Annotated in this window: 27 protein-coding genes; 16 read left to right on the top strand and 11 right to left on the bottom strand. The window is 65.3% G+C overall.

Translation table 11 applies throughout. The features are described 5' to 3' along the window. Positions 1–44: 44 nt before the first annotated feature. Complete coding sequence (locus FY036_RS18915) at positions 45–587, top strand: GNAT family N-acetyltransferase (protein ID WP_148916332.1); 543 nt, start codon at positions 45–47, stop codon at positions 585–587. A 5-nt stretch (positions 588–592) separates the two neighbouring features. On the opposite strand, the gene FY036_RS18910 is transcribed toward FY036_RS18915, so the two are convergent. Genes FY036_RS18910 through FY036_RS18895 form a run of 4 tightly spaced genes read right to left on the bottom strand, consistent with a single transcriptional unit; the run spans position 593 to position 7,412 of the window. Next, the gene (locus FY036_RS18910) at positions 593–2,665 is read right to left on the bottom strand and encodes a hypothetical protein (RefSeq protein WP_148916331.1); all 2,073 of its coding nucleotides are present in this window, start codon (positions 2,663–2,665) and stop codon (positions 593–595) included. Positions 2,666–2,668: 3 nt separating this feature from the next. Beyond that, the gene (locus FY036_RS18905; protein WP_148916330.1) at positions 2,669–5,497 is read right to left on the bottom strand and encodes a DUF4159 domain-containing protein; all 2,829 of its coding nucleotides are present in this window, start codon (positions 5,495–5,497) and stop codon (positions 2,669–2,671) included. Then, positions 5,497–6,405 carry a DUF58 domain-containing protein gene (locus FY036_RS18900; protein ID WP_148916329.1) on the bottom strand — a complete coding sequence of 303 codons (909 nt, stop codon included), beginning with the start codon at positions 6,403–6,405 and terminating at the stop codon, positions 5,497–5,499. The genes FY036_RS18905 and FY036_RS18900 overlap by 1 nt, the downstream gene beginning before the upstream one ends. Continuing rightward, the gene (locus FY036_RS18895; RefSeq protein WP_148916328.1) at positions 6,405–7,412 is read right to left on the bottom strand and encodes an AAA family ATPase; all 1,008 of its coding nucleotides are present in this window, start codon (positions 7,410–7,412) and stop codon (positions 6,405–6,407) included. The genes FY036_RS18900 and FY036_RS18895 overlap by 1 nt, the downstream gene beginning before the upstream one ends. A gap of 117 nt (positions 7,413–7,529) precedes the next feature. Here FY036_RS18895 and FY036_RS18890 point away from each other — a divergent pair, with 117 nt between their 5' ends. From FY036_RS18890 to FY036_RS18880, 3 genes are read left to right on the top strand one after another with little or no spacing between them, the layout of a single operon-like run. After that, positions 7,530–8,171: a DUF1285 domain-containing protein gene (locus FY036_RS18890; protein ID WP_148916327.1), complete on the top strand. Its 642-nt coding sequence runs from the start codon at positions 7,530–7,532 to the stop codon at positions 8,169–8,171. Further along, a complete protein-coding gene (locus FY036_RS18885; RefSeq protein WP_148916326.1) occupies positions 8,172–8,804 on the top strand; it encodes a CoA pyrophosphatase in 633 nt (210 codons plus the stop codon). Then, positions 8,801–10,078 (top strand): CCA tRNA nucleotidyltransferase, encoded by a 1,278-nt coding sequence (locus FY036_RS18880; protein WP_148916325.1) that lies wholly within the window; start codon positions 8,801–8,803, stop codon positions 10,076–10,078. Before FY036_RS18885 ends, FY036_RS18880 begins: the two co-directional genes overlap by 4 nt. Here FY036_RS18880 and FY036_RS18875 read toward each other — a convergent pair. The 3 genes from FY036_RS18875 to FY036_RS18865 all read right to left on the bottom strand — a co-directional run bounded on the left by FY036_RS18875 (position 10,075) and on the right by FY036_RS18865 (position 12,311). Continuing rightward, positions 10,075–10,260: a DUF1059 domain-containing protein gene (locus FY036_RS18875; RefSeq protein ID WP_148916324.1), complete on the bottom strand. Its 186-nt coding sequence runs from the start codon at positions 10,258–10,260 to the stop codon at positions 10,075–10,077. The genes FY036_RS18880 and FY036_RS18875 overlap by 4 nt on opposite strands. Before the next feature lie 81 nt (positions 10,261–10,341). Further along, the gene (locus tag FY036_RS18870; protein WP_235897716.1) at positions 10,342–11,094 is read right to left on the bottom strand and encodes an alpha/beta hydrolase; all 753 of its coding nucleotides are present in this window, start codon (positions 11,092–11,094) and stop codon (positions 10,342–10,344) included. 308 nt (positions 11,095–11,402) lie between these two features. After that, positions 11,403–12,311, bottom strand: a complete 909-nt coding sequence (locus FY036_RS18865) for a LysR substrate-binding domain-containing protein (RefSeq protein WP_148916323.1) — start codon at positions 12,309–12,311, stop codon at positions 11,403–11,405. A 94-nt stretch (positions 12,312–12,405) separates the two neighbouring features. On the opposite strand from FY036_RS18865, the gene FY036_RS18860 reads away from it, so the two are divergent. After that, positions 12,406–12,585, top strand: coding sequence for a hypothetical protein (locus FY036_RS18860; RefSeq protein ID WP_148916322.1), 180 nt, complete (start codon positions 12,406–12,408; stop codon positions 12,583–12,585). On the opposite strand, the gene hemF is transcribed toward FY036_RS18860, so the two are convergent. Further along, complete coding sequence (gene hemF, locus FY036_RS18855) at positions 12,586–13,500, bottom strand: oxygen-dependent coproporphyrinogen oxidase (protein WP_148916321.1); 915 nt, start codon at positions 13,498–13,500, stop codon at positions 12,586–12,588. 125 nt (positions 13,501–13,625) lie between these two features. Here hemF and FY036_RS18850 point away from each other — a divergent pair, with 125 nt between their 5' ends. Then, the gene (locus FY036_RS18850) at positions 13,626–13,883 is read left to right on the top strand and encodes a hypothetical protein (RefSeq protein WP_148916320.1); all 258 of its coding nucleotides are present in this window, start codon (positions 13,626–13,628) and stop codon (positions 13,881–13,883) included. A 121-nt stretch (positions 13,884–14,004) separates the two neighbouring features. Here FY036_RS18850 and FY036_RS18845 read toward each other — a convergent pair whose 3' ends face one another. After that, entirely contained in the window at positions 14,005–14,454 is a 450-nt protein-coding gene (locus FY036_RS18845; protein ID WP_268932205.1) for a tRNA (cytidine(34)-2'-O)-methyltransferase, read from the bottom strand. A 312-nt stretch (positions 14,455–14,766) separates the two neighbouring features. Here FY036_RS18845 and FY036_RS18840 point away from each other — a divergent pair, with 312 nt between their 5' ends. Genes FY036_RS18840 through FY036_RS18820 form a run of 5 tightly spaced genes read left to right on the top strand, consistent with a single transcriptional unit; the run spans position 14,767 to position 19,470 of the window. Continuing rightward, positions 14,767–15,081 (top strand): hypothetical protein, encoded by a 315-nt coding sequence (locus FY036_RS18840; protein WP_148916318.1) that lies wholly within the window; start codon positions 14,767–14,769, stop codon positions 15,079–15,081. A gap of 36 nt (positions 15,082–15,117) precedes the next feature. Beyond that, complete coding sequence (locus tag FY036_RS18835) at positions 15,118–15,366, top strand: hypothetical protein (protein ID WP_148916317.1); 249 nt, start codon at positions 15,118–15,120, stop codon at positions 15,364–15,366. A gap of 20 nt (positions 15,367–15,386) precedes the next feature. Next, positions 15,387–17,255 carry an ABC transporter ATP-binding protein gene (locus tag FY036_RS18830; RefSeq protein ID WP_148916316.1) on the top strand — a complete coding sequence of 623 codons (1,869 nt, stop codon included), beginning with the start codon at positions 15,387–15,389 and terminating at the stop codon, positions 17,253–17,255. Then, a complete protein-coding gene (locus FY036_RS18825; RefSeq protein ID WP_148916315.1) occupies positions 17,252–19,138 on the top strand; it encodes an ABC transporter ATP-binding protein in 1,887 nt (628 codons plus the stop codon). Before FY036_RS18830 ends, FY036_RS18825 begins: the two co-directional genes overlap by 4 nt. A 5-nt stretch (positions 19,139–19,143) precedes the next feature. Next, positions 19,144–19,470 (top strand): DUF6665 family protein, encoded by a 327-nt coding sequence (locus FY036_RS18820; RefSeq protein ID WP_148916314.1) that lies wholly within the window; start codon positions 19,144–19,146, stop codon positions 19,468–19,470. 16 nt (positions 19,471–19,486) lie between these two features. Here the strand turns inward: FY036_RS18820 and FY036_RS18815 are convergent, their stop codons facing one another. After that, entirely contained in the window at positions 19,487–20,494 is a 1,008-nt protein-coding gene (locus FY036_RS18815; protein WP_148916313.1) for a sensor domain-containing diguanylate cyclase, read from the bottom strand. A 283-nt stretch (positions 20,495–20,777) separates the two neighbouring features. Here FY036_RS18815 and petA point away from each other — a divergent pair, with 283 nt between their 5' ends. From petA to FY036_RS18790, 5 genes are all read left to right on the top strand, one after another. After that, positions 20,778–21,341, top strand: coding sequence for a ubiquinol-cytochrome c reductase iron-sulfur subunit (gene petA, locus FY036_RS18810; protein ID WP_407941194.1), 564 nt, complete (start codon positions 20,778–20,780; stop codon positions 21,339–21,341). A gap of 22 nt (positions 21,342–21,363) precedes the next feature. Continuing rightward, entirely contained in the window at positions 21,364–22,668 is a 1,305-nt protein-coding gene (locus FY036_RS18805; protein WP_148916311.1) for a cytochrome b, read from the top strand. 28 nt (positions 22,669–22,696) lie between these two features. After that, positions 22,697–23,524, top strand: coding sequence for a cytochrome c1 (locus FY036_RS18800; RefSeq protein ID WP_148916310.1), 828 nt, complete (start codon positions 22,697–22,699; stop codon positions 23,522–23,524). Between the two features lie 94 nt (positions 23,525–23,618). Then, positions 23,619–24,164, top strand: a complete 546-nt coding sequence (locus FY036_RS18795; RefSeq protein ID WP_148916309.1) for an adenine phosphoribosyltransferase — start codon at positions 23,619–23,621, stop codon at positions 24,162–24,164. 48 nt (positions 24,165–24,212) lie between these two features. After that, positions 24,213–24,911, top strand: coding sequence for a VIT1/CCC1 transporter family protein (locus FY036_RS18790; protein ID WP_148916308.1), 699 nt, complete (start codon positions 24,213–24,215; stop codon positions 24,909–24,911). A gap of 17 nt (positions 24,912–24,928) precedes the next feature. Here FY036_RS18790 and FY036_RS18785 read toward each other — a convergent pair whose 3' ends face one another. After that, complete coding sequence (locus tag FY036_RS18785) at positions 24,929–25,228, bottom strand: DUF1905 domain-containing protein (RefSeq protein WP_148916307.1); 300 nt, start codon at positions 25,226–25,228, stop codon at positions 24,929–24,931. Positions 25,229–25,463: the final 235 nt, after the last annotated feature.

The following is a 25,463-nucleotide window of genomic DNA, read 5'->3' as shown; positions in this document are numbered from 1 at the left end:
TGGCCGCGCCGTTCGTTCCCCTGCTTGAAAACCGGATACCGACCATGAGCCTCGACGTCGCCTACGCGCAGGAACTTGCCGCGCACGATACCGAAATCGAAGACATCAACGCCGAAGCGTTCGGGCCGGGGCGTTTTGCGCGCGCGGCCTACAAGATCCGGGAGGGCGGGCCGCACCGGCGCGACCTTTCCTTCGTGGCGCTTGTCGAAGGTCAGGTGGTCGCATCGGTCCGGATGACGCCGATCGCGGCGGGCAAGGGCAGGGCGCTGCTGCTCGGCCCGCTGGCGGTGAGGCCGGCCTACAAGAACCTCGGCATCGGCAAGAAGCTGGTCGCCATCGCGCTGGAAGCCGCCCGCAAGGATGGCTGGACACTCGTGATCCTGGTCGGCGATGCGCCGTATTATGCGCCGCTCGGCTTTTCGAAAGTGGTGCCCGCCGGCCAGCTCACCATGCCCCGCCCGGTCGATCCCAGGCGGCTGCTGGCCGCCGAACTTGAAGCGGGCGCGCTCGATGGCTTCGCGGGCGCGGTAGAGCATGCGGGGTTGGCTGCGGGAGCGGCGGAAGATTTGCGCGCTGCGGCGGAGTAAGTCGCCTACCGCCCCTCGCGATACCACATCGAGCCGAGCGCCATCAGCAGCAGGGCCAGTCCAAAGAAGCCGGCAAAGAGCGGCACCCGGCTGACAGAGCGCAGCACGCTGTCATTGGTGGTGCGCAGGCCGATCCAGTCGCGGCCGGAGGCTTCGCCGCCAGCGCGAACTGGCACGACGTTCGGCACGGCTATGCCGCCGGTCAGCGTCGTACCCAGCCGTCTCACGCTGCCGCCGGAAGCGTCAGCCGCCGGTTGCAGAACCTCTGTCGTCGATACCGTATCCTGAAATTCCGGCGCGTTGACGGGGCCGACATGGGCCAGCGTCGTCAGGTCGCCATTGCCGATCTGGTAAAGGCCTATTTCGTCGGTCTCGACCGAACCCGCAAACAGGCCGGGCGAAGACGGCTCCAGCGCTACCTCCATCGACTGGCCGGAGGGCGAGATCACGGTTGCGCGGCCGGGGTCTTCGCTCATCGTCTGACGGGCTATGTCCAGCGTCATGCCGCGACCGGCGGCCGTCAGCCGTTCCTCCTCAAGCTCGGGCTCCTTCATCAGCCAGTGCGCCATGCGGCGATAGAGCGAGACGTGCGGCCCGCCACCTTCGAAGCCACGCGCCCACAGCCAGCCCTGGTCCGACAGGAGCATGCCGACGCGGCCTTCGCCACGACGGTTGAGCACCAGCAGCGGGCGGTCTTCCGCCCCTTGCATGACGACCTCACCGTCCGGCTGCTGGATGTCGATAAGGCGGAACCAGCGGCTCCATTGAGGCGGCTCGGCGGCCGAACCTTCGAGGCCGCGCGTCACGGGATGGCGCTCGCCGGTTTCGGTCAGGCGCGGGTAGAACCCCTGTTCGACGACATTGCCCGTCGGCATGGCAGGCAGGGCCGCCATCAGCGGCGTGCGCGAGATCGACTGGTTGCCGGCATATTCAGGGCCTGCCGCGATCAGCAGTGCGCCGCCATTCTCCACATATTCGGCGATGTAGTCGTAATAGAGGATCGGCAGCACGTCGCGATGCTGGTAGCGGTCGAAGATGATGAGGTCGAAATCGTTGATCCGCTCCACGAAAAGCTCGCGGGTGGGGAAGGCGATCAGCGACAGCTCGTTGATGGGCGTTCCGTCCTGCTTTTCCGGCGGGCGCAGGATCGTGAAGTGGATGAGATCGACCGAGGCATCCGACTTCAGGAGGTTGCGCCATGTGCGCTCACCGGCATGCGGCTCGCCGGAGACCAGCAGCACGCGCAGGTTCTCGCGGATGCCGTCGATCATCGCGATGGCGCGGTTGTTGGTGTCGGTCAGCTCGCCCGGCGCGGTGTCGATCGCAAGCTCGACGATGTTCTTGCCGGCATTGGGGATCACCAGTTCCAGCGGCGTTTCCTGCCCGATGATGGCCTGCTCGACCGATACCTGCTCGCCATTGACTAGCACGCGCACGGAAACCGGGCCGCGCTCGTCGCCCGTGGTGATGACTCGATAAGTCAGATCGACCGGGCGACCGACGATGCCGAAGCGCGGCGCGCGCTCGAAGCGGATGCGGCGGTCGAACTCGTCTTCGTCGCCGGTCACCAGCACGTGCAAAGGCGCGCCGCCGGCTTCCGCCTGCGCGGGTGCATCGTGCACCTGTCCATCGGTGACCATGATCGAGCCCGCGACCCGCGAGGGTGGCACGTCGCGGAAGGCGCTGTCGAGCGCACCGAACAACCGCGTCTGCGTGCGGTCGTCGGCCGAATCCGCACGTCCGGCCTCCACCACCCGCACGTCGAATTGCGGGAAGCGGGCCAGCCGCGCCTGCAGTTCCTCCACAGCGCGGTCGGTGGTTTCCGCGCGGTCGCCGATATCCTGGCTCTGGCTGCGGTCGACCACCAGGGCTACGACGCTTTGCAGCGGCTCGCGCTGTTCGTCCAGCAGCACCGGGTTCAGCAGCGCGACGGCGAGTGCGGCGAGCGCCGCCAGACGAAGCCACGATCCGCGCTGGCGCAGGAACAGCCCGGCTGCAACGAGCGCTGCCACCGGCAGCAGGATTGCAGCGGTCCAACCCCAGGACAGAAGCGGCTCGAGCGACAGCGACCAGTTCATCTTCTACTGCCCCAGCCGTTCGAGCAGGATAGGCACATGCACCTGGTCGGATTTGTAGTTGCCGGTCAGCATGTACATCATGATGTTGACGCCTGCGCGGTAGGCGTAGATCCGCTGCATCGGGTCCGACGGTACGGTCGGCAGCATCGGCGCGCCGCTGGCGTCGATGGCCCAGGCTCCCGCAAAATCGTTGGCGGTAATCATGATCGGCGTCACGCCGTCGCCGGTGCGCACGGGGCGGTTGTCGGGGTTGGCGGCATCCATGGAGGCTTCCACCCATAGCGGGCTGCCGCTGAAGCGGCCGGGGAAGTCGGGCATGATGAAGAAGGTTTTGGTCAGCACATGGTCCTGCGGCACCGGCTCCAGCGGCGGCACGTTCATGGACGCAAGGATGTCGCGCAGCCGGCGCGTGGACGGGCTGGTGGAGCCGGCGTCGAAGCCGGTCGAATACTGGTCGCGCGTGTCGAAGAGCACCGTGCCGCCTTCGCGCATATAGGCGTCCACGCGTGCGAGCGCGGCTTCCGAAGGCATGGTCGCCGCCTCGTCGATCGGCCAGTAGATCAGCGGGTAGAAGGCCAACTCGTCGGTCTCGATGTCCACGCCGGCCGGGTCACCCGGCTCCAGCGCGGTCTTGTCGATGAGATAGCGCGACAGGCCCTGAAGCCCGGCGCGGCTGACGGAATCGATGGAGCCGTTTCCGGTGACGACATAGGCGATGCGCGTCTGCGAGATGGCGGCGATTGCCTCCTCGTCGCCGGGCTGGATGTCCTGCGCCCAAACGGGCGAGGCATGGAGCAGAGCAAGTCCGCCTGCAAGTGCGACGACCAGCGCGCCGGCGGCGGCCGACGGAGCTGCCTTTCGTGCCGGCCGGCGCGCGAATGCCCCGCCCATCCACAGCACCGCAAGCGTGTCGAGCACCATCAGCGCGATTGCGGCTGCGATCAGCGGCCCTTTCAGGTCTACCGCCTCGTCGAAGGCGTAGGCCGCTCGTGTCACGGGCAGCGTTGTCTGGGGCTGGGCGATTGGTGTGAATGTAGCGTCAGGCTGCAGCAGGTTGTGGGCAACCACGCCTTCCTCCGTGCCGTAGAAGCCGGGCGGGTTCTCGATTTCGACGGCGGGCGTCGCGCCTTGCGCCAGCGGTCGGGCTTCGGGGCCGGGGGGTACGAGCTGGCCGTCGGCGGCGATCATGCGGTAGGGTGCGAGCGCTCCCGCGCTGCCGTCGCCCGCCGCGTCGATGCGGCCCTGGTTGCGTGAAAGCTGGACGATGCGGCGCAGCATCTCCACGAACGAGCCGGAGATCGGCAGGCTCGACCAAGTCGCCTCCGGCGTCACATGGAACAGCACCAGCGTTCCGTCGCCGCGCCGCGCACCTGTCACCAGCGGCGTGCCGTCGGCCAGGTTGGCCCATGTGCGCTCCACGATGTCGGAGGTCGGCTCCGCCAGAACCTGCCGCGACACCGTCACTTCGGATGGAGGGGCAAGGTCGGCGAACGGTCCGCTTGCCGGAAATTCCGTCACCGGCTGCGGCTCGGTCCAGGACAGTGCGCCGCCAAGCGCGCGCTCGCCCGTTCGCAGCCGTACAGGCAGCAATTCCTCGTCGTCGCCGGCCGCCGCCATTCTGGATCCGGCGAAGCGTACCAGCGTCCCGCCTTGGTTCATCCATTCCACCAGCCGCTCGCGCGCGGTGTCGGGCAGGGTTCCCACATCGGCCATCACGATCATGGCGGGCCGCTGTTCTAGGATTTGCGGGATCGCCTCGGCGAGATCGGTGCTCGACGCCTCGACCAGATCGGAGAATGGTTCCAGCGCCCGTCGTATGTAGTAGAGCGGCGACAGCAGCGGCTGGGCGGCATCGGCCTCCGACTGCGAGATGAGGCCCACGCGGCGGCGGCGGGAATTTTCATCCAGCAGGCGTACGGACGCCGCCTGGTTCTCGCCGTCCACGGCGATGGAGACGAAATCGTTGCGCAGCTCGAAGGGCACGGCGAAGCGGCCCTCCGCCTCGGTCTCGCCCGCGCTGAAGGTCAGGTTCGCCTCGGCGATGCGCCTGCCGCGATCGTCGAAAGCGGCAGCAACGGCCTGCCTCGGCAGCGCGTCGGTGTCCGGCCTAATGGCGGTGAACGTGAAGGCTTCGGCGAGGTTTTCGCTGTCCGCGATGCCCACCATCGCCAGATCACCGGGCGTCACCCAGACGAGGCGCGAGGCACCGTTGCCCAGAAGCGTGGTGAAGGCGGTCTCGTCGCCTTCCGCCGCAAGCCCGTCGGAAAGGACAGCGACGCTGGCGCCCGGCATGCTTTCCAGCGCCTGCGCGACGCGGGCGTAGATCGCCTGCCTGTCGGTCGGCACGGGACGCGGCTCGGCGGCGTTCAACCGTTCGCGCGCGGTGGCCGCGTCGAAGGGGCCGATTTCCTCGTTGGCGCGCTCGGCGGTGAATGCCAGAACAACGGGCTGGCCTGCATCGTTGGCGTCTGCGATCAGCCGCTCGGCGGTGGCGACGCGCACCTCCCAGTCATTGGCGCTGGCCCAGCCATTGTCGATCACGATTGCCGTTGCGCTGCCGCTCGCGGGCGTCGCCTCGCGCGCGTTGAACACGGGTTCGGCCAGTGCGAAGATGATCAGCGCAGCCATCAGCAGCCGCAGCAGCGTCAGCCACCACGGGCTCTGGTGCGGTGTTTCCTCCTTCCTCACCACGTGGGCGAGGATGCGCAGCGGCGGGAAGGTTTCCGTCTGCGGCTTGGGCGGCGTGAGACGCAGAAGCCACCAGATGACGGGCAGGGCCAGCAGGCCGACGAGGATGGCTGGAAAGCCGAAGGAGAGCGGCAGCCAGCCCATCAGCGTGTCCCGTATCCGACGTCGGCGGTCATCGCCATGTGCACCTTGACCAGCGCTTCGGAGGCCAGTCTGTCGGTGTGGTTGACCGTGTAGCTCCAGCCCAGCTTGCCGCACCATGCCGCGAGCGACTGGCGGCGCGCGGTGTAGAGGCGGCGGTAGTCTTCCGACAGAAGCTCGGCGCGGCCCGCCGTCAGCTTCTGCCCGGTCTCGGGGTCGCTGAACTCGGTGCGGCCGGTATAGGGAAACGTCTCCTCCGCCGGGTCGGAAATCTCGATCAGGTGCGCGCGTACGCCGCGCCGCGCCAGCGGGTCTAGCCACGCCTGCGTCTCATCCACCGGGTCGAGAAAATCGCTGACGACGACGATATCGCTGAACCGGCGCAGCGGCAGCAATTCGGGTCGCGCTGGCAGTTCGCCGGCATGGATCAGATGCGAGGCCAGCCGCTCCGCGCCGTTGCGCGCGGTGAACGGGTCGGTCAGGCCGGGCCATGCGATGCGCTCGCCGCTGCGAGAAAGCAGTTCGGCCAGCGCCAGTGTCAGCACCAGCGCGCGCGATTCCTTGGATACGGTGGCGGTCTGCGACTTGTAGAGCATGGATGGCGATGGGTCGGCCCAAAGCCAGACCGTGTGGGCGGCTTCCCACTCCTTGTCGCGCACGTAGATATGGTCGTCGCGGGCCGAGCGCCGCCAGTCGATCCGCGACATGGTCTCGCCTTCGACATAGGGCCGGAACTGCCAGAAATTCTCGCCGATGCCGCGCTTGCGGCGACCGTGCCAGCCGGCGATCACCGTGTTGACGACGCGGCGGGCCTCGACCAGCAGGTCGGGAACAAGCGATGCGCGAAGGCGAGCGCGGGCGAGGGCGTCGCGTGCTGCGACCGGTGCTGCCGCCTCGCCTATGCGCGCCATCAGCCGGCCGCTTTCGCCAGCCTGCCGACCACGTCGCGCACGCTCATGCCTTCGGCGCGCGCCGCGAATGTCAGCGCCATGCGGTGCTGCAACACCGGCTCGGCCAGTGCGCGCACATCGTCGATGGAAGGCGCCAGCCGCCCGTCGAACAGCGCGCGGGCGCGGGCGCACAGCGTCAGCGCCTGGCTGGCGCGCGGGCCGGGGCCCCAGGCCACATGCTTGTCGGTCTCGGCATTGCCCTGTCCGGGACGCGCGGAACGAACCAGCGAGAGGATTGCTTCGACCACGCTTTCCGGCACGGGCATGCGCCGGATAAGCGCCTGGATCTCCCGTAGCCGCTCGGCAGTCAGCACGTTGTGTGGCTTCGCGTCGTCCACGCCGGTCGTTTCCAGCAGGATGCGCCGTTCGGCGGCAAGGTCGGGATAGAGGATGTCCACCTGCATCAGGAAGCGGTCTAGCTGTGCCTCGGGCAGCGGGTACGTGCCCTCTTGCTCCAGCGGGTTCTGGGTTGCCAGCACGTGGAACGGGGCGGGCAGGTCGTGGCGCTGGCCCGCGACGGTGACGTGATATTCCTGCATCGATTGCAGCAGGGCCGACTGGGTGCGCGGCGAGGCGCGGTTGATCTCATCGGCCATCAACAACTGCGCGAAGATCGGCCCGCGGATGAAGCGGAAGGAGCGCGTGCCCTTTTCGTCCTGCTCCATCACTTCGGACCCCAGAATGTCCGAAGGCATGAGGTCGGGGGTGAACTGGATGCGCCGCCCGTCCAGGCCCAGCACCACGCCCAGCGTTTCCACCAGCTTGGTCTTGGCAAGTCCCGGCACGCCCACCAGAAGCGCGTGACCGCCTGCCAGAAGCGCCACCAGCGTGCGCTCCACGACGCTCTCCTGTCCGAAAATCACGGTGCCGACCGCGTCGCGCACTCTGGAGATGTCGGCCAAAGCGCTCTCCGCCTCGGCGACCATCTGCGATTCGCTGAGGGCGGGTTCCTTGATGATTACGCTCATGAGCGTCGGGTTCCTCGTCTGTTGCGACTCGGGCATCGCCCTTGGCGTTGCGCGTCCGCTGAACTTAAAACACGCAACAAGGCTGACAAGCGGAACAACAGTGACTATTTCGTGACGATGACCATACGCACAGATAATAGCGCCCGAGATAGCGAAGGCAGCTTGAGCGGGGCTTCCAACACCGCCGGGCTGGAGGCGCTGATCGGCCGTGCGGCGCGCGCCGGAAAGGGCCTTCCGCCAGTGGAGCGCTGGAACCCGGACTTCTGCGGCGATCTCGACATGGAGATCAAGCGCGATGGCACCTGGTTCTATCTCGGTACGCCCATCGGCCGCATGCCGCTGGTGCAGCTTTTCTCCACCGTGCTGCGCAAGGACGAGGACGGCAGGACCTATCTCGTCACGCCCGTCGAGAAGGTGGGCATCCGTGTCGAGGACGCGCATTTCGTCGCCGTCGAGGTCAACGCGAGCGGTGAGGGCGACGCGCAGGTTCTCACCTTCCGCACGAATGTCGGGGACGTGGTGGAGGCGGGGCCGGAAAATCCGGTCCGTTTCGTAGACGAGGAAGATACCGATGGGCTCAAGCCCTACCTGCTGGTGCGGGGCAGACTTGAGGCGCTGGTCGCGCGGCCGGTGATGTACGAGCTTGCCGAACTCGGCGAGGAGATCGACATCGACGGCGTGCTGATGTTCGCCGTCCGCTCGAAGGGTGCCGTGTTCCCGATCATGCCGGTCGACAAGCTCAAGAGGCTCAGCGCCTGAATGCACGCTCCCGCGCTTGGCCAGTTCACCGCCGACGATTTCCGCCGCCGCGCCGCGGCCGAGCAGGCTCCGCACGGCGAGACGGACTATGGCGACCACAGCCTCAACCCCGACCTGAAGGCGCTTTTCGCCAACGCCCGGCTGCGGGATGCGGCGGTGCTCATCCCCGTGGTGGATCGCGGCGACGAGGCGAGCGTGATCCTCACCAAGCGCACGGAAAAGCTGCGCAGCCATTCCGGGCAGGTGGCCTTTCCCGGCGGGCGCATCGACCCGACCGACCCCACGCCCGAGTTCGCCGCCCTGCGCGAGACCGAGGAAGAGATCGGCCTGTCTCAGGACTTTATCGAGGTCGTCGGCCGCATGCCCGACTACGTTTCCGGCTCCGGCTTCCGCATCTCGCCGGTGCTGTCGGTGGTGAAGCCCGGCTTCATGCTGACCATCAACGAGGACGAGGTGGACGACGCCTTCGAGGTGCCGTTATCGTTTCTGATGGACCCGGCCAACCACACCAAGTCGAGCCGCGTCTGGCAGGAGCAGGAGCGTTTCTTCTACACCATGCCGTTCGGCGAGCGTTACATCTGGGGCGTGACGGCGGGCATCATCCGCACCCTCTACGAAAGGCTCTACGCGTGAGCGCATCATCTATCGCCGGTCGCGCGGACTGGCTGAACGACGCCGGCCTCCAGAAGCTGCTGGCGGCCCTGTCAATCGATGGCGAGGAAGCGCGGATAGCGGGCGGCGCGGTGCGCAACGCGCTGCTAGGCCAGCCGGTCACCGACATCGACATCGCCACCACCAACCTGCCCGACGAGACCGAGCGGCGGGCGAAGGCCGCCGGCTTCAAGACCATACCCACCGGCAAGGACCACGGCACCATCACCGTGATCGCCGACGGCGGTACCTATGAGGTGACCACTCTGCGCGATGATGTCGAGACCGACGGGCGGCGTGCGCGCGTCGCCTTCGGCCGTGACTGGAAGCGCGACGCCGAGCGGCGCGACTTTACCATCAATGCGCTTTACGCGACCGTGGACGGCGAGGTCATCGATCTGGTGGGTGGGCTGGCCGACCTTCAATCGCGAACGCTGCGGTTCATCGGCGATGCCGAGGCGCGCATCCGCGAAGACTACCTGCGCATCCTGCGCTTCTTCCGCTTCTTCGCGTGGTACGGGGCCGGGCGGCCCGACGCTGACGGCATCCGCGCCAGCGCGCGGCTGAAGGATGGGCTCTCGCTTCTATCCGCGGAGCGCGTCTGGGCGGAGTTGAAGAAGCTGCTCAGCGCCCCCGACCCCTCCCGCGCGCTCCTGTGGATGCGGCAGGCCGGCGTGCTCACCGCCATCCTGCCCGAGAGCGAGAAATGGGGCATCGACGCCATCCACGGTCTTGTGGCGGCCGAGCGGGATCTGGGATGGACGCCCGACCCGCTGCTGCGGCTCGCATCCATCGTTGTACCTGATGAGGTCCGCATGGAAGCGCTGGCGAAGCGGCTCAGGATGTCGAACGCGGAGGGTGAGCGCCTGGCTGCCTGGGCTCGTTCGGCGCCTCTGCAGCATCAGGCAAGCGAGATGGCGCTGGCAAAGGCGGCCTATCGCGGTGACGCCGGTGGCATCGGCGACCGGCTGCGTCTATCTCTTGCCGCCTCGCGCGCACGCGCTGCGCAGTCCGCACAGGACGATGGCGCGCTGATTGAAGCCGGCGGCTATGCACGCCTCCTGCGCGCGCTCGACAACTGGACGAAGCCAACCTTCCCTCTCAAGGGCAGCGACCTCGTCGCGCTCGGCGCAAAACAGGAGAAGAGTCTGGGCCACACGCTCCGAAAGCTCGAGGACACGTGGGTGGATAGCGGGTTTCAGCTTGATCGCGACGCGCTGCTCAAGCGCGCCGCGGGTTTTCTCAAGGCGAACTAGGCGGCGTCGCGCTTGGTCTCGATGCGCGACCGGATTGCTTCGACCATCGTTTCGCGGATGGTGGACTCGCCGTGGGTTTCACGCATGTGCTCTACCGCGCGGCGCATCACTTCAGCTTCTTCCGGGTGCCTGGTGTGCCAGTCGCAGCCGGGGACGAGCGAGCCGCAATGAAACTCTTTCATCGTTCTTCTCCTTCTTGTCCGTCTGGTCACGGGCAAAAAGGATAACACGGCAGGCTCGGATTCGGTTGCCGAAATGTTCGCCTATTTTGCAGGGCTGCCCAGCCATTCGGCAGCGATGCGGGCGTCTTCCTCGCCGATCCCGTGGCCCGAACGGATGACGCGCGCTTCCACGCTCGCCCCGCATCCGCGCAGCATCGTCTCCAGCTTGGGCGCGAAGGGGTAGTAAAGCTTGTCGTTTTCGCCAGCGATGGTCAGGAAGCGCGAATCCGACAGGTCCACTTGCTGCGCTTCGGCAAGCACTGGCATCGGGCGCAACAGCACCGCCTTGCGCACGACGCCGGGATGCAGTTGCGAGAGCGCCGCGATCAGATTGGCGCCGTTCGAATAGCCAAGAAACGTCACCTTCGAGAGATCGAGATCCTGTTCCTTCGCCATCGTGGTCAGAAACGACACGAAGGCATCGGCCTCTGCGCGAACGTCCTGCTGGTCGAACTCGGTGGGCGTGATGCGCTTGTACCAGCGCTTGACGCCGTTCTGCACGACGCGGCCGCGGATGCCGATGAGCGTCGCGTCCGGCGCGATGCTGGCGGCCAGCGCCGCCAGGGTGGTCTCGTCGCCGCCCGAGCCGTGCATCATGATGATGGTGCGGTCGCTCGGCTTTTCCGGGCGATAGAGCCGATGCACGAAGCCGCTTTCCCGCGTCACCACGTCGGTCGAGACCGAAGCCTGCTGCAGCATCGCAGTCGTGACCGGCGGTTCGACAGCCAGTGAAGGCGTCGCCGCTGCCGCGAGCGCGAGAAACGATGATAGGAAGAGGGTCCGTCTGGTCGCCATGGCGCGATCCTGATGGTTAAAGTTTTACTGAAACCTTACCGTCGGCGAAGATGTGATCGACCTCCGCGCCGACGTAGGTTCCCCGAGAGGCGGCCGCCCTCAAACGGCCGCCTCTCCCCAAGCCGGCGCGGTGTCTACTGCCATTGTTTCGGTCTGTCACGTGGCGTGATCGCGTTTTTCGTTCACGGATTTGTGCACTGCGTCATCGCTATGGAAACCTGCGTGGTTTACCTGTCGGAAAGCTGAGCATATGCAAAGGGTTGGGCGCGCTGTTGCCGCGTTGCATCAGTGCCTGATTTTCGTTTTCGCTACAGATCGACAGGGCGGTTTGCAGGGAAGTCGCGGGCGAGTTCCGCCTTGATCCAGCGCTTGAAGCGGGTCACCTTGGCAGGCTCCCGGCGGGTGGCGGAACTGACGAGGTAATAGCCCAGCCCGGTGCTTGCTCGCTGCGGGAAGGGAGCAACCAGTTGCCCGACCGAAAGCGCATAGTGAGCCAGCGTCTGCCATGCCAGCATGACGCCCTGTCCGGCGATCGCCGCGTCGAGGCACAAGGCGGCGTCGGTGAATGAATGTCCGTCGCCGAGCTGGCTTTCATCCATGCCGAAACGTTCCAGCCAGACATTCCAGCTCAGCGTCGAATTGGCGTCGCGCACGATGGGTGCGTTCATCAGGTCGCGGGGCACGCGCAACCGCCCCGCCAGCGCCGGCGAGCAGACGGGAAACACCTCCTGCGGCAGCAGAAAGTCCGTTTTCACGCCCGGCCATTTTCCGTCGCCGACGCGGATGGCTATGTCCACATCCGATGTATCGGGGTCGATCAGCGTGACAGAGGCGTCGAGGCGCACGATGATGTCGGGTTCCGCCCGCGAATAGGCCGACAGACGCGGGACCAGCCATTTGGACGCAAAGACGGGCGCGACCGAGACGGTAAGGATCGAATCGGCATGGGTGCGCGACGAGGCGACCGCATCGTCGAGCGCCTGGAAACCGTTGGTCAGCCGCGCGAGGAACGCCGCCCCGAACCCGGTCGCCGTCAGCCCGCGTCCCGACCTGTCGAATACGGCGCGGCCAAGCTGCGCCTCCGACTTCAGCACCTGCTGGCTCACCGCACCCACTGACACGCCAAGCTCATCGGCCGCCTTCTGCAGAGAGCCGAGCCGGCCCACTGCTTCCAGCGCGCGCAGGCCATTGAGATGGACGCGGTTCAGCTCCTTCATATAGTTTTTCTATATGAAGCGGCAGCCAAACTCCATAGTGACGAAGCCATATCGGTGCAATGTTATCGGCATGACATCAGAGATGGAGGTTGTCATGCTCCAGTTTATCTTGAATATCACAAGCCGCCTGCTCGAGCCGCGCGCATACACTGAGGGCGAGCATTGGCGCAGCGATCCCCTGTCGCATCCGGCTCTGCGAGCCATGAGCCAGGCCGAACTCGGCGATCTGCCGATCGGCCATCCGCATGCGCGAACCGCGGAGTGCGGCTGCTGACTATGGCCACTTCACCTCGGGCGGCAGGCTCGAAAGGATCGAATCGACATTGCCGCCGGTCTTCAGCCCGAAGATCGTGCCGCGATCGTAGAGCAGGTTGAACTCGACATAGCGCCCGCGCCGGATCAGCTGTTCCTCGCGGTCGGCCTCGGTCCAGTTTTCGTTGAAGTTCTTGCGCACGATGTGGTTGTAGACGATCTGGAAGGTGCGGCCCACATCCTGCGTGAAGCGGAAATCGGCGTCCCAGCCGCCATTTTCCTCCGGCGTCTTCAGCCAGTCATAGAAGATGCCGCCCACGCCGCGCGGCTCTTTGCGGTGCGGCAGGAAGAAATACTCGTCGCACCAGCTCTTGAACTTGTCGTGGCTGGCGACGGCCGGGTGCTTGTCGCACACGAACTTCATCGACTTGTGGAAAGCTACGGTGTCCGGGTCTTCCTGGGTGCGCCGGCGTTCCAGCACGGGCGTCAGGTCAGCGCCGCCGCCAAACCACTGGCGGGTGGTGACCACCATGCGCGTGTTCATATGCACGGCCGGTACGTTCGGGTTCTGCGGATGCGCGATCAGCGAAATGCCCGACGCCCAGAAGCGCGGGTCTTCCTCCGCACCCGGTATCTGGCTGCGGAACTCGGGCGAGAACTCACCATGGACGGTTGAGCAGTGGACCCCGACCTTCTCGAAGACGCGGCCATACATCATCGACATGACGCCACCGCCGCCCTTGCCGCCGTCGCGTTCCCACGGCGTGCGCTCGAAGCGGCCGGGCGACCAGCCGGCCTGCGGACCGGACAGGTCGTCCTCGATCTTCTCGAACGTGTCGCAGATGCGGTCGCGCAGTTCCTCGAACCAGGCCTTGGCCGCCGCCTTCTTATCCTCGATCCCTTCCGGCAATCCTGCCGGCAGTTCCGGACGCTGCATTCATGTCTCCATTCGGTCCCCGCTTTGCGGGCAAATCCGCGCGCACGCAAAAGGACTCGTCAAGTCTGGCTGCGATCCCTAATCTGTTGCCTGTGAGGGTCAAGGACTTTCCGGGGGAGTTTCAGGTGCGCGTTCCCGCACGACCGCCGCTCGACAGTCTCAAGCGCAGCCTCGAAAGGCGCCGCGCGGACACCGGCCGCAAGGTGCGCGACGGATTCATTCGCGAGACTTTCATGCTGCCCCGCAATGCCGCGCGCGAGAAGGCGCGTGAGTGGTTCGACCGCTGGCCGAAACAGGCCTACTGGACCGAGATCGAAAGCTGGTGCGAGCGGCCGGACGATGTCATCGAGTTCACTATCCGCCGCCTGCCTACGGCGGATTGACGCGTCTACACCTTCCATCTTATCGGCTCTTGACCTCAACTTTTGTTGAGGTTGTATCAAGGCGTCCTTCGAAACGAGAGAAGGATGCCTCATGGCCGACAAATCATACTTTCCCGCGCAATCACCGGGTCGTCTGGCGGATCGCCTCGCCGGCCGCCATCGCAGCCGACAGCGCCAGGTTGAGGCTGCGCGCACCGGGCTGCATCCTTATCGTCACGCGCGCGTCCGCGGCTTCGTGCACGCTGTCAGGCACACCTGCCGATTCGCGGCCGAACAGAAGCACGTCGCCATCGGCAAATCTGAAACCCGTGTAGGGATCGCTCGCTCGCGTGCTGAACAGGATCAGCCTTCGCCGCTCGCCAGCCCGCCACTCCTGAAACGCCTCCCAGGAGACATGGCGCGTCAGCGCGGCCATCTCCAGATAGTCCATGCCGGCACGTTTCAGCGCGCGGTCGGTCATGTCGAAGCCGGCAGGTTCGATGATGTCTACGCCGAGCCCGAGGCAGGCCGCCATACGCAGGATGGCGCCGGCGTTGCCGGGAATGTCAGGCTGGTAGAGCGCGATGCGCAGGTCGTGCGGGGCAGGAGAGGGCAAGATCATCGTCTTCTAAAGAGTAACCGGAATGCAACAGTCGGTGCCGCGTGGCTCCGTAACGTCAGCTTTCACCTAGCCAGACGCGCGGAACAGGTCTATAGGGCTGCCATCGTCAACTCGAACCGAAGGGGAAGCAATGATGGATTGCAAAATGACCATTGACGCCATTCGCCCCTTCCGTGGGCTTTTCGCCTGACGGCGGAGTCGGTTCGACGCTTCTTCCCTGACTGATCAGCATCGACGCGGCATCCGCCGGATCGCAAGTTCCGATCCTCGAGGATTTTCGCCATGCGTTATCACCACCAGCGCCCCCGCTCGGGGCCGCATTCGCTGCACGACGCGCGCCAGTATGCCTGGTCGCTTCTGGTCTTCGGGCCGGGTGCGCCGGCGCCCCGGCAGCGGCCGCATCGCGGCCAGTTGTCCGATCTGCCCGATGTGTGGGTAGCCACGCGCCCGTTATTCATCACGCGGCTGATCGCCCTGTTCACAGGCGCGGAGAAAGACGAACCGTCATCCGACGATGACGGTTCGTGCGGCTTCTGGCGGCCCAGGCCGCAGCCGGCCTCAAAACATCAGAACGACAAGAACAGGCTGGCGGCCTGAGCGCCGCTGCCGTCCCTGATCGAAAGGAACCGCACCATGCCGACAAACAAGCAGATCGAAACGTTGCCCGTAACGGTCGGCCAGCCTGCATCTGCTGCTGACGCGCCGCTGTCAGCAGCTTTCCGGCTGGCGCTTGGCGGGAAGGCTGGAGAACCCCATCTTCCGGCTTCTCCGCTCAAGCGGGGTCAGGAGATCGCCAGACTGGCAAAGACCGACAATCCCGGCGCATCCCTCAAGGGATCGCCCCGCAAAGCCCATATTGGTCCGCGCAGCGGGCACAAGTAAAACGCAGAGAAGATTTCATCATGTATCGCTGGTTCGAATCCCTCCTGAACCCGTTTCCGCCCGAAGAACCGGTGGAGCCGCCGAAGACGCTCGTCGCCTTCTGCATGCACTACACGAAGGGCTCGTGGGCGCTCATCACGGTTTCCGCCATCCTCACCTCGCTGATCGCGCTCACCGAAGTGTGGATGTTTGGCTTCCTTGGCAACATCGTCGACTGGCTTTCCGCGCAGAACCGCGAAACCTTCCTCCAGACCGAAGGCTGGAAGCTCGCGGGCATGGCCTTCGTCGTGCTGTTCGCGCTGCCGGGCATCGTGCTGTTCAATTCCTGGCTCAACCACCAGTCGCTGTTCGGCAATTTCCCGATGCGCATCCGCTGGCAGGTGCATCGCTACCTGCTGAAACAGTCGATGACGTTCTATCAGGACGAGTTCGCCGGCCGCATCGCCACCAAGCTGATGCAGACGGCGCTGGCGGTGCGCGAATGCGTCATCAAGCTCATCGACGTGTTGAACTACGTGGTGGTCTACTTCCTCGGCGTGCTGTTTCTGGTCGGCTCGGCCGACTGGAGGCTGGCTGCGCCGCTGGCCGTCTGGCTCGTCGCCTATGTCGCGCTTCTCTACTACTACATCCCGCGGCTGGGTAAGGTTTCCGAGCAGCAGGCCGACGCGCGCGCGGTGATGACCGGCCGCGTGGTGGACAGCTACGCCAACATCCAGACGGTCAAGCTCTTCAGCCACGCGCAGCGGGAAGCCACCTTCGCGAAAGAAGGCATGAGTGACTTCCTCGTCACCGTGCACGGCATGATGCGGCTGGTGACGGGTCTCTACGGCACGCTTTATTTCCTCAATTCCATGCTGCTTGCCTCGGTTGCGGCCATCGCGATCTGGCTGTGGCTGGGTGCCGCCGTATCCATCGGTGCGGTCGCCGTTGCGCTCGGTCTCGTGCTGCGGCTCTGGGGCATGTCGCAGTGGATCATGTGGGAGGTGTCCGGCCTGTTCGAGAACATCGGCACGGTGCAGGACGGCATCCGCTCGATCTCTCTGCCGCGTCTCGTGGAGGACAAGCCGAACGCAAAGGAGATCGTCGTCTCGAAGGGCGAGATCGCGTTCGACCACGTGCGCTTCCACTACGGCAAGCAGAAGGGCGTGATCGAGGACTTGTCGCTGACCATCAGGCCGGGCGAGAAGGTCGGCATCGTCGGCCGCTCGGGCGCCGGCAAGTCGACGCTGGTCAATATTCTGCTGCGCTTCTACGACATCGAGGGCGGCCGCGTGACGATCGACGGGCAGGACATCGCCGCGGTCGGGCAGGACAGCCTGCGCGCCAATATCGGCGTCGTCACGCAGGACACCTCGCTGTTGCATCGCTCCGTTCGCGACAACATCCTCTATGGCCGTCCGGAAGCGAGCGAGGAGATGGTCGTGGAGGCGGCGCGCCGTGCCGAAGCGCTCGACTTCATCGGAAGCCTGACGGACCCGAAGGGCCGTAAGGGACTGGACGCCCATGTCGGCGAGCGCGGCGTGAAGCTTTCCGGTGGCCAACGCCAGCGCATCGCCATCGCGCGTGTGATGCTCAAGGATGCTCCGATCCTGATCCTCGACGAGGCGACCTCGGCGCTCGACTCAGAGGTGGAAGAGGCGATCCAGCAGAACCTCTACCGGCTGATGGAAGGCAAGACGGTCATCGCGATCGCGCACCGGCTGTCCACCATCGCCGCGATGGACCGGCTGGTCGTGATGGACAGGGGCCGGGTGCTGGAGCAGGGCACCCATGACGAGCTCATTGCCAAGGGCGGCCTTTATGCCCAGTTATGGCAGAGACAGTCCGGCGGCTTCCTGCTGCACGACGACCCCGCGCCCGAACCGGAAAAGGAAATCGCGGCCGAATGAGCGAAGTCGACGAACGCAAGGATGATGGCTTTGCCGAGCGCATCTGGCGCAAGGCCGAAGGTGTCATCGAGCCATTCGCCGACACCGAACGGGACGTGCTGCCGCGCGATGCGTGGCAGTTCATCCTGTTCTTCGCCCGCCAGGCCAAGGGGCCGTTCATCCTGCTTCTGATTGTGGGCGGGCTATCAGGCGCCGTCGATGCCGCGCTCTACTGGTCGCTCGGCTGGCTGATCGACCTGCTGGAATCGTCGTCGCCTACGCAGCTTCTCACCGACCACTGGATGGAGCTTGCCGCATTTCTCGTGCTCGTGCTTGTCATCCGTGCGGCCATCATGGTCGCCAACGCGGTGGTCGAACAGCAGATCATCGTGCCGTCCTTCTACCAGCTCGTTCGCTGGCAGTCGTTCCGACGCGTGATCGAGCAGCCCTATTCCTTCTACCAGAACGATTTCGCCGGCCGCATCGCCACCAAGATACTGCAGGGCGGTGAAGCTACCGGTGACTTCATCGTCTCGTCGCTGCAGACGATGTGGAGCTTCCTGTCCTTCCTCGTCCTGGCGGCAACCATCCTGATCCTGCTCGACCCGATGATGGGGCTCGTGCTGGCGGTGTGGCTCGCCGCCTATGTCGGGACGGCCTGGATGCTCCTGCCGCCCCTGCGCGCGGCGGGGCGCAGAACCGCCGACGAACGCTCCATCCTCAACGGCCGGCTGGTCGATGCCTTCACCAACATCATGGCGGTGAAGCTGTTCGACAGCGGCCACCGCGAAAACGACTATGTGCGTGACGGCATGGAGCGCTATCTCGGCGCGGTGAAGGGCCTGACGCGGGCGATCACCAGCGTGCGTTCGGCGGTGGCGATCCTCAACGGCTTCATGATGGCCGCTGTCTTCTGGCTCGCCGTGCGCGGTTGGATGGCAGGCTCGGCCACCACTGGCGAGATCGCTGCCGCGATGGGCCTCGTCTTCCGGCTCAACCAGATGTCCGGCTACATGATGTTCAACATCAACGGCCTCATCCGCTCGTTCGCGACCGTGCAGGACGCCACCGGAACCATCTCGGTCAGGCCCGAGCTGCGCGATGCGCCTGCGGCGAAAACGATGCCGCGCGTAAAGGGCGACCTCAATTTCGAGAACGTCACCTTCCACTACGGCAAGGGCGAAGGCGTGATCGAGGGGCTAAACCTGCATATCAGACCGGGCGAGCGGGTCGCGCTGGTCGGACCTTCAGGAGCCGGCAAGACGACCGTAGTCAACCTCGCCCTGCGGCTCTTCGATGTCGAGGGCGGCCGCATTCTGCTGGACGGAACCGACATCCGCGACGTCACGCAGGCGTCGCTTCGCGCGCAGTTCGGCGTCGTCGCGCAGGACCCGCTGCTCATGCACCGCTCGATCCGCGACAACATCGCCTACGGCAAGCCCGGCGCGTCGGACGAGGAGATCGTCGAGGCGGCAAGGCGTGCCGCTGCGCACGAATTCATCGTCGGCGTCAGCGATCCCAAGGGCAGGCGCGGCTACGAGGCCCATGTGGGCGAGCGCGGCGTCAAGCTTTCCGGTGGGCAGCGCCAGCGCATCGCCATCGCGCGCATGATGCTCAAGAACGCGCCTATCCTCGTGCTGGACGAGGCGACGTCGGCGCTCGATTCGGAGATCGAGGCGGCGATCCAGGAAAACCTCTATCGTCTCATGGAAGGCAAGACGGTCGTCGCCGTCGCCCACCGGCTCTCCACTATCGCGGCCCTCGACCGCCTCGTCGTCATCGACGAAGGGCGCATCGTGGAGGAGGGCACCCATGACGAGCTGATCGCGCGCGACGGGCTCTACGCCCAGCTTTGGAAGCGCCAGTCCGGCGGGTTCCTGGCATCGAGCCTTGCAGCCGAGTAGCTGCCATGTCGCTGCGCCCGCCCTCGAGGTATTCCGGTGACGCTCTTGCCGGTCGCTCGTCATCCGGCGGCCTCAATCCGCTCGACCACGAGATCGCCGGCGAAAAGGCTGCCTCCCTTGGCCGCGCGGGCGCGCGCGTCGAAAGGGCGTTGAGGCGGCTCGGCGAGGCGGGGAAAGAATCGCCGCAGCGCCCGGCACTGCTCAGGGACGCCGCCGATGCGGTCTATGTCTATTTCATCCAGCGCGAGCTTTGCGGTATGCGCCGCCACAACGACGCCATCCGCGACTACGCCATCCCGGCAGAGGTGCTCGCAAGGCTCGGGTCGATGTGATAGCGGCCTCCGGCCGTCATGCGCTGCGTTGCGACGTGGCGTCGTCGTCGCCATAAACGCTGAGCGCGAGCGACCTTCCGCTCGCTTTCGCCCTGTACATCGCGCTGTCTGCCGCTCCAAGCAATCCTTCACGGGTGGTTGCGTGGCGGGGATGGAACGCCAGTCCGGCGGAGGCGCCGATGCGGCCCTTGGGGATGCCCCTGTTGGCTACCGTCAACGCATCGCCGATCAGCGATGATGTGCGATCGATCGCGGTTTCATCGTCGCTTGCCGGTATGATGATGACGAATTCATCGCCGCCCATCCGCGCCGCGAACTCGTCGTCGTGCAGACTGGCGGACAGGGTTCTCCCCAGAAGTCTCAAACAGGCGTCGCCGGAAGCATGTCCATGCTGGTCGTTGAGTGTTTTGAAGCCGTTGAGATCCACGAAAGCCAATGCGAACTCGGTCTCGTCGAAGAGGCGATCCGCGAGATGCTCCATCAGGGCGCGACGATTCGGCAGGCCTGTCAGGTCGTCCTGATCGGAACGCCGCTCCCTGTCCAGGGTCCGCTGCTTTTCCTCGGTCACGTCGATCGTGATGCCGAAGATGGTCGGTGCTCCCTCTCCGGCGGAAGCCACGCGATGGGCTATGTCGCGAAACCACCGTATCTCGCCGTTGTCGAGGCGATACCGATATTCGACCAGATATGATTCCTGACCTTCCCTGCAAGCGGCTTCGATGGACCGGTAAAGGTCCCGATCATCCGGGTGGAGGTGGCGGTGAAAATCTTCGCTCATCGCGATGTGATAGTCGAGCGTGGAGCCCGGCGTCTGGAAGATATCTTCCATCCAGTGCCACCGGTCCTCCTCGATGTTCCATTGCCAGATGCCCGCGCCGGCTATGCGCAGCGCATCGTGATACCATGTCGTCTGCTGCTCGAGCATCGCTATCCGGGCCGCCAGCCGTCTCTGGCGCAGCAGCACGAGGCCGATGGAGGCGCAGCCGGCGACGAAAGCGATCAGCACTGTGAAGAGTACTTCCATCCCCACACGGAAACATACCGCGCCTTAAGGCAAGGTTTAGCAGACAGGCCGCGCGTGCGTCCTTCGCGGCGGCCTAAGCTGCGGGGGCGCGACAATCTGCCCCCACGGTCTCGTGATACTGGACAATCGATGACCGCGCGCATAGAAACCATCGCCAAATGCAGGGGGAATCCGCCAGCCGTCGCCAGCCGCCAACGCATCGGACGCAGGGTGGTGAGCAGGACGGTTTACAAGGTCATGCGGGTTCCTTCCGGCGACAATGAGGCGAAAGGACCCTGTGCCCGTGAGCGCGAACGAATCGACCGAGCATAACCGCCGCGATTTTCTCTACATCGCCACCGCGATGACCGGCGTCGTCGGCGCCGGCGCCGTCGTATGGCCCTTCATAGACCAGATGCGCCCGGATGCCTCCACGCTGGCGCTCGCTACCGTCGAGGTCGACGTTTCGGCGATCGAGCCGGGCATGTCGGTGACGGCCAAGTGGCGCGGCAAGCCGATCTTCATCCGCAACCGCACCGACGCCGAGATCGAGGAAGCCAAGTCGGTTTCGGTCGACCAACTGCCCGACCAGCTTGCCCGCAACGAGAACCTGGGTGCCGACGCCCCCGCCAGCGACCTCGAGCGCTCGGCCGGCGAAGGCAAGGAAAACTGGATCGTCATGATCGGTTCGTGCACGCATCTGGGCTGCGTCCCGCTCGGCCAGGCCGGCGATTTCGGCGGCTGGTTCTGCCCCTGCCACGGCTCGCACTACGACACGGCCGGCCGCATCCGCAGCGGTCCGGCGCCCGAGAACCTGCACATTCCGAACTACGAATTCATATCCGATACGGTCATCAGGATCGGTTGAGGGAAAGAGAGAGCATTAGACCATGAGCGGTGGACACTCGACCTATTCGCCCAAGACCGGCATCGGACGCTGGTTCGACGCACGCCTGCCGCTGCCGCGGCTGGTGCACGACTCGTTCGTCTCCTATCCGGTTCCGCGCAACCTGAACTACGCCTACACTTTCGGCGGCATTCTTTCGCTGATGCTGGTGGTTCAGATCGTCACCGGCATCGTGCTGGCCATGCACTACGCAGCCTCGACGGAGCTCGCCTTCGATTCGGTCGAGAAGATCATGCGCGACGTGAATTCCGGCTGGCTCATTCGCTATCTGCATGCCAACGGCGCGTCGATGTTCTTCATCGCCGTCTACATCCACATCTTCCGCGGTCTCTACTACGGCTCCTACAAAGCGCCGCGTGAGCTGCTGTGGATTCTGGGCGTCATCATCTACCTGCTGATGATGGCTACCGCATTCATGGGCTACGTGCTGCCGTGGGGCCAGATGAGCTTCTGGGGCGCCACCGTCATCACCGGCTTCTTCACAGCCATTCCGCTGGTAGGAGAGTGGATCCAGACGCTGCTGCTGGGCGGCTTCGCGGTCGACAACCCGACGCTGAACCGCTTCTTCTCGCTGCACTACCTGCTGCCCTTCATGATCGCGGGCGTCGTGGTGCTGCACGTCTGGGCGCTGCACGTCACCGGCCAGACCAACCCGACCGGCATCGAGGTGAAGTCGAAGACCGACACCGTGGCCTTCACGCCCTACGCGACGATCAAGGACGGCTTCGCCATGATCGTCTTCCTGGCCATGTTCGCCTACTTCGTCTTCTACATCCCGAACTATCTGGGCCACGCCGACAACTACATCCCGGCCGACCCGCTGAAGACGCCGGCGCATATCGTTCCCGAATGGTACTTCCTGCCGTTCTACGCGATCCTGCGTGCCATCACCTTCAACATCGGCCCGATCGACTCCAAGCTCGGCGGCGTGCTGGCCATGTTCGGCGCCATCGCGGTCCTGTTCTTCGTGCCGTGGCTCGACACGTCGAAGGTTCGCTCGGCTGTCTATCGCCCGTGGTACAAGCTGTTCTTCTGGCTGTTCCTCGTGAACGCCGTCTTCCTCGGATGGCTCGGTTCGCGTCCGGCCGAAGGCTGGTACATCCCGGCGATGCAGGTTTCGACGCTGTTCTACTTCGCGTTCTTCCTGGTCGTGATGCCCATCCTCGGGCTGATCGAGACGCCGCGCCGCCTGCCCAACTCGATCACGGAGGCGGTGCTCGAGAAGAACAAGGGCAGCGGCACCGCACATCCGACCGGTGCGACGGCTTCCCCGGAAACCAAAGGCTGAGCGGCTCAAGGCAGACAAGGACTTGATTATGAATTCTTTCATCAAGGGTTTCGCCGCGCTCGGCATCGCACTCGGCGCCGCACATGCGGTGCAGGCCGCGGAATATCCGCTGGTCAAGCCGGTGGAGCAGGACTGGTCTTTCGCAGGGCCTTTCGGCACCTACGAAAGGAGCCAGCTCCAGCGCGGCCTCAAGGTCTATCGCGAAGGCTGCGCGGCCTGCCATGGGCTGGAGCGCGTATCATTCCGCACGCTCGAGGCGCTCGGCTATTCCGAAGCGCAGGTTAGGGCTCTGGCCGCCGAATACGAGGTCGAGGACGGCCCCGATTCCAGCGGCGAGATGTTCACCCGCCCGGCGATACCGTCAGACCACTTCCCGTCGCCGTTCCCCAACGCCGCAGCGGCGGCCGCCGCCAACAACGGCGCGGCCCCGCCCGACCTGTCGCTCATCGCCAAGGCACGTGCGGTCGAGCGCGGCTTTCCGACCTTCGTCTTCGACATATTCACCCAGTATGCCGAGAGCGGGCCGGACTACATCTACTCGCTGCTGACCGGCTATCAGGATGCGCCGGAAGGCTACAACCAGCAGCCGGGCACCTACTACAACCCGCACTTCATCGCCGGCACCTCGCTGTCGATGCCGGACCCGATTTCCGACGGCCAGATCACCTACGACGACGGTGCGCCCGAGACGCAGGACCAGTATGCCCACGACGTGGCTGCGTTCCTCATGTGGACCGCGGAGCCTCATTTGGAGGCGCGCAAGCGCATGGGCTTCAACGTCATGATCTTCCTCGTCCTGTTCGGCGGGCTGGTCTACCTCACCAAGCGCAAGGTCTGGGGCGGCGTCGATCACTGATCGCGCTTCGCCACAAAAGATCGGGGGCGGCTTAGGCCGCCCTTTTCTTTTGGGCCGTTGCCGGTCATGAATGGCGGGCAACAGGGACACTACAGTGAAATCGACGCTCGAAGAAACGCTTCTTTCCGCCATCCGCACGATCCCCGACTATCCGAAGCCGGGCATCCTGTTTCGCGACATCACCACGATGCTGGGCGATGCGCGCGCCTTTCGCCGTGCGGTGGACGAGCTGGTGCACCCCTGGGCAGGCTCCAAGATCGACAAGATCGCCGGCATCGAGGCGCGCGGCTTCATTCTCGGTGGCGCGATCGCGCATCAGATGTCGGCCGGCTTCGTGCCCATCCGCAAGAAGGGTAAGCTGCCCCACGAGACGGTGCGCGTCGCCTACTCGCTCGAATACGGGCTCGACGAGATGGAGATGCACAAGGACGCCATCGCGCCCGGCCAGCGCGTCATCCTCGTGGACGACCTGATCGCCACCGGCGGCACGGCCGAGGCTGCCGTCAAGCTGCTCACCCAGATGGGCGCGCAGATCGAGGCGGCCTGCTTCGTCATCGATCTGCCCGACCTGGGCGGCCGCGCGAAGCTGGAAGCGCTGGGCGTCTCCGTTCGCACGCTGGTTTCGTTCGATGGGCATTGAACGCGCGGCGCGATAGCCGCCAGGACAGAGGAGGCATTTGCAAAGGCTATGGTGCGATCCTCCACACACCGGGAAAGCCATCTGGTCGAACGCGTAGGTTGGCTGCGTGCGGCCGTGCTCGGCGCCAATGATGGCATCCTCTCGACCGCCAGCGTCGTCGTCGGCGTAGCGGCCGCATCGAGCGACAGCAGCGCGATACTCGTTGCCGGCACGGCTGCGCTTGTGGCGGGCGCGATGTCCATGGCCGCCGGCGAGTACGTCTCGGTCAGTTCGCAGTCCGACACCGAAAACGCCGATCTCGCCCGCGAGCGGGCCGAGTTGCGGGATATGCCGGACATGGAACTGGAGGAACTGGCGCAGATCTACAAGGCGAGGGGCGTGGAATATAACCTTGCCCGAGAAGTCGCCAAGCAGATGATGGCGCACGATGCCTTGGGCGCTCATGCCCGTGACGAACTGGGCATCACGGAAGTTTCGACCGCCCGGCCCGTGCAGGCTGCCATGACATCGGCCGCCACTTTTGCCGCCGGCGCCGTGCTGCCCTTGATGGCCGCCGTCGTGAGCCCACCTGAAAACGTGGTCATCGTGGTGTCGGCCATATCCCTCCTGTCGCTGGCGTTGCTGGGCGCGATCGGCGCGCGGGCGGGCGGGGCTCCCATGTTGCGCCCGGTTCTGCGCGTCACCTTCTGGGGAGCGGCAGCGATGGCGCTGACCGGCTTCGTTGGGGCGGTCTTCGGCGCGGCGTGACAGGCCGAGCCTGACGACTAACTGTCCTTCACGCTGAGCGCCATGCTGACGCTCACAACGTCGCCTGCCGTCACGCTGCACCTGCGTCTCACGGCGTCTTTCAAAGGCAGCAGGTAGGTCTGGTCCTTAGGAAACAGCGAAGTCGTGAAGTGCACGTCGCCGATCGTCGCCTCGACCGGGATCACGCCCCAACCGTAGCTCACGAGCTTCGACAGGCGTCGAATCTCGTCTGCATGCTGAGCAGGCAGCGGCACGAAGAAGTATGGGGACGGTCCCCGCCAGTGGATAGCCTCGGCCTCGAATTCGAACCGCACCATGTGGCTGCCTCGCAGTCTGTGGGTTTGCGATTGTATTTCATGATCCGTGCTTCACCAGTAGAGCATTGCGCGCGACCGCGGTCCTGGCCCCCGAATTTTTTCTGCGGAATTTCGTCCACCCCCGTTTGGTGCGCCTTTATCCTGCATGCGCTCTTACCCGGAGGGCTTGGGTGGCCACCGGGCTGACCAAAGGGGAAGAGCGGCGTGCGGGATTGGCCTCGTCCGGTCGACGGGG

The organism is Neoaquamicrobium microcysteis, from assembly GCF_008180155.1.
GTDB classification, from domain to species: Bacteria; Pseudomonadota; Alphaproteobacteria; order Rhizobiales; family Rhizobiaceae; genus Aerobium; species Aerobium microcysteis.
Note: the sequence above shows the minus strand (reverse complement) of the source record. Positions and strands in the feature narration are given on the sequence as shown.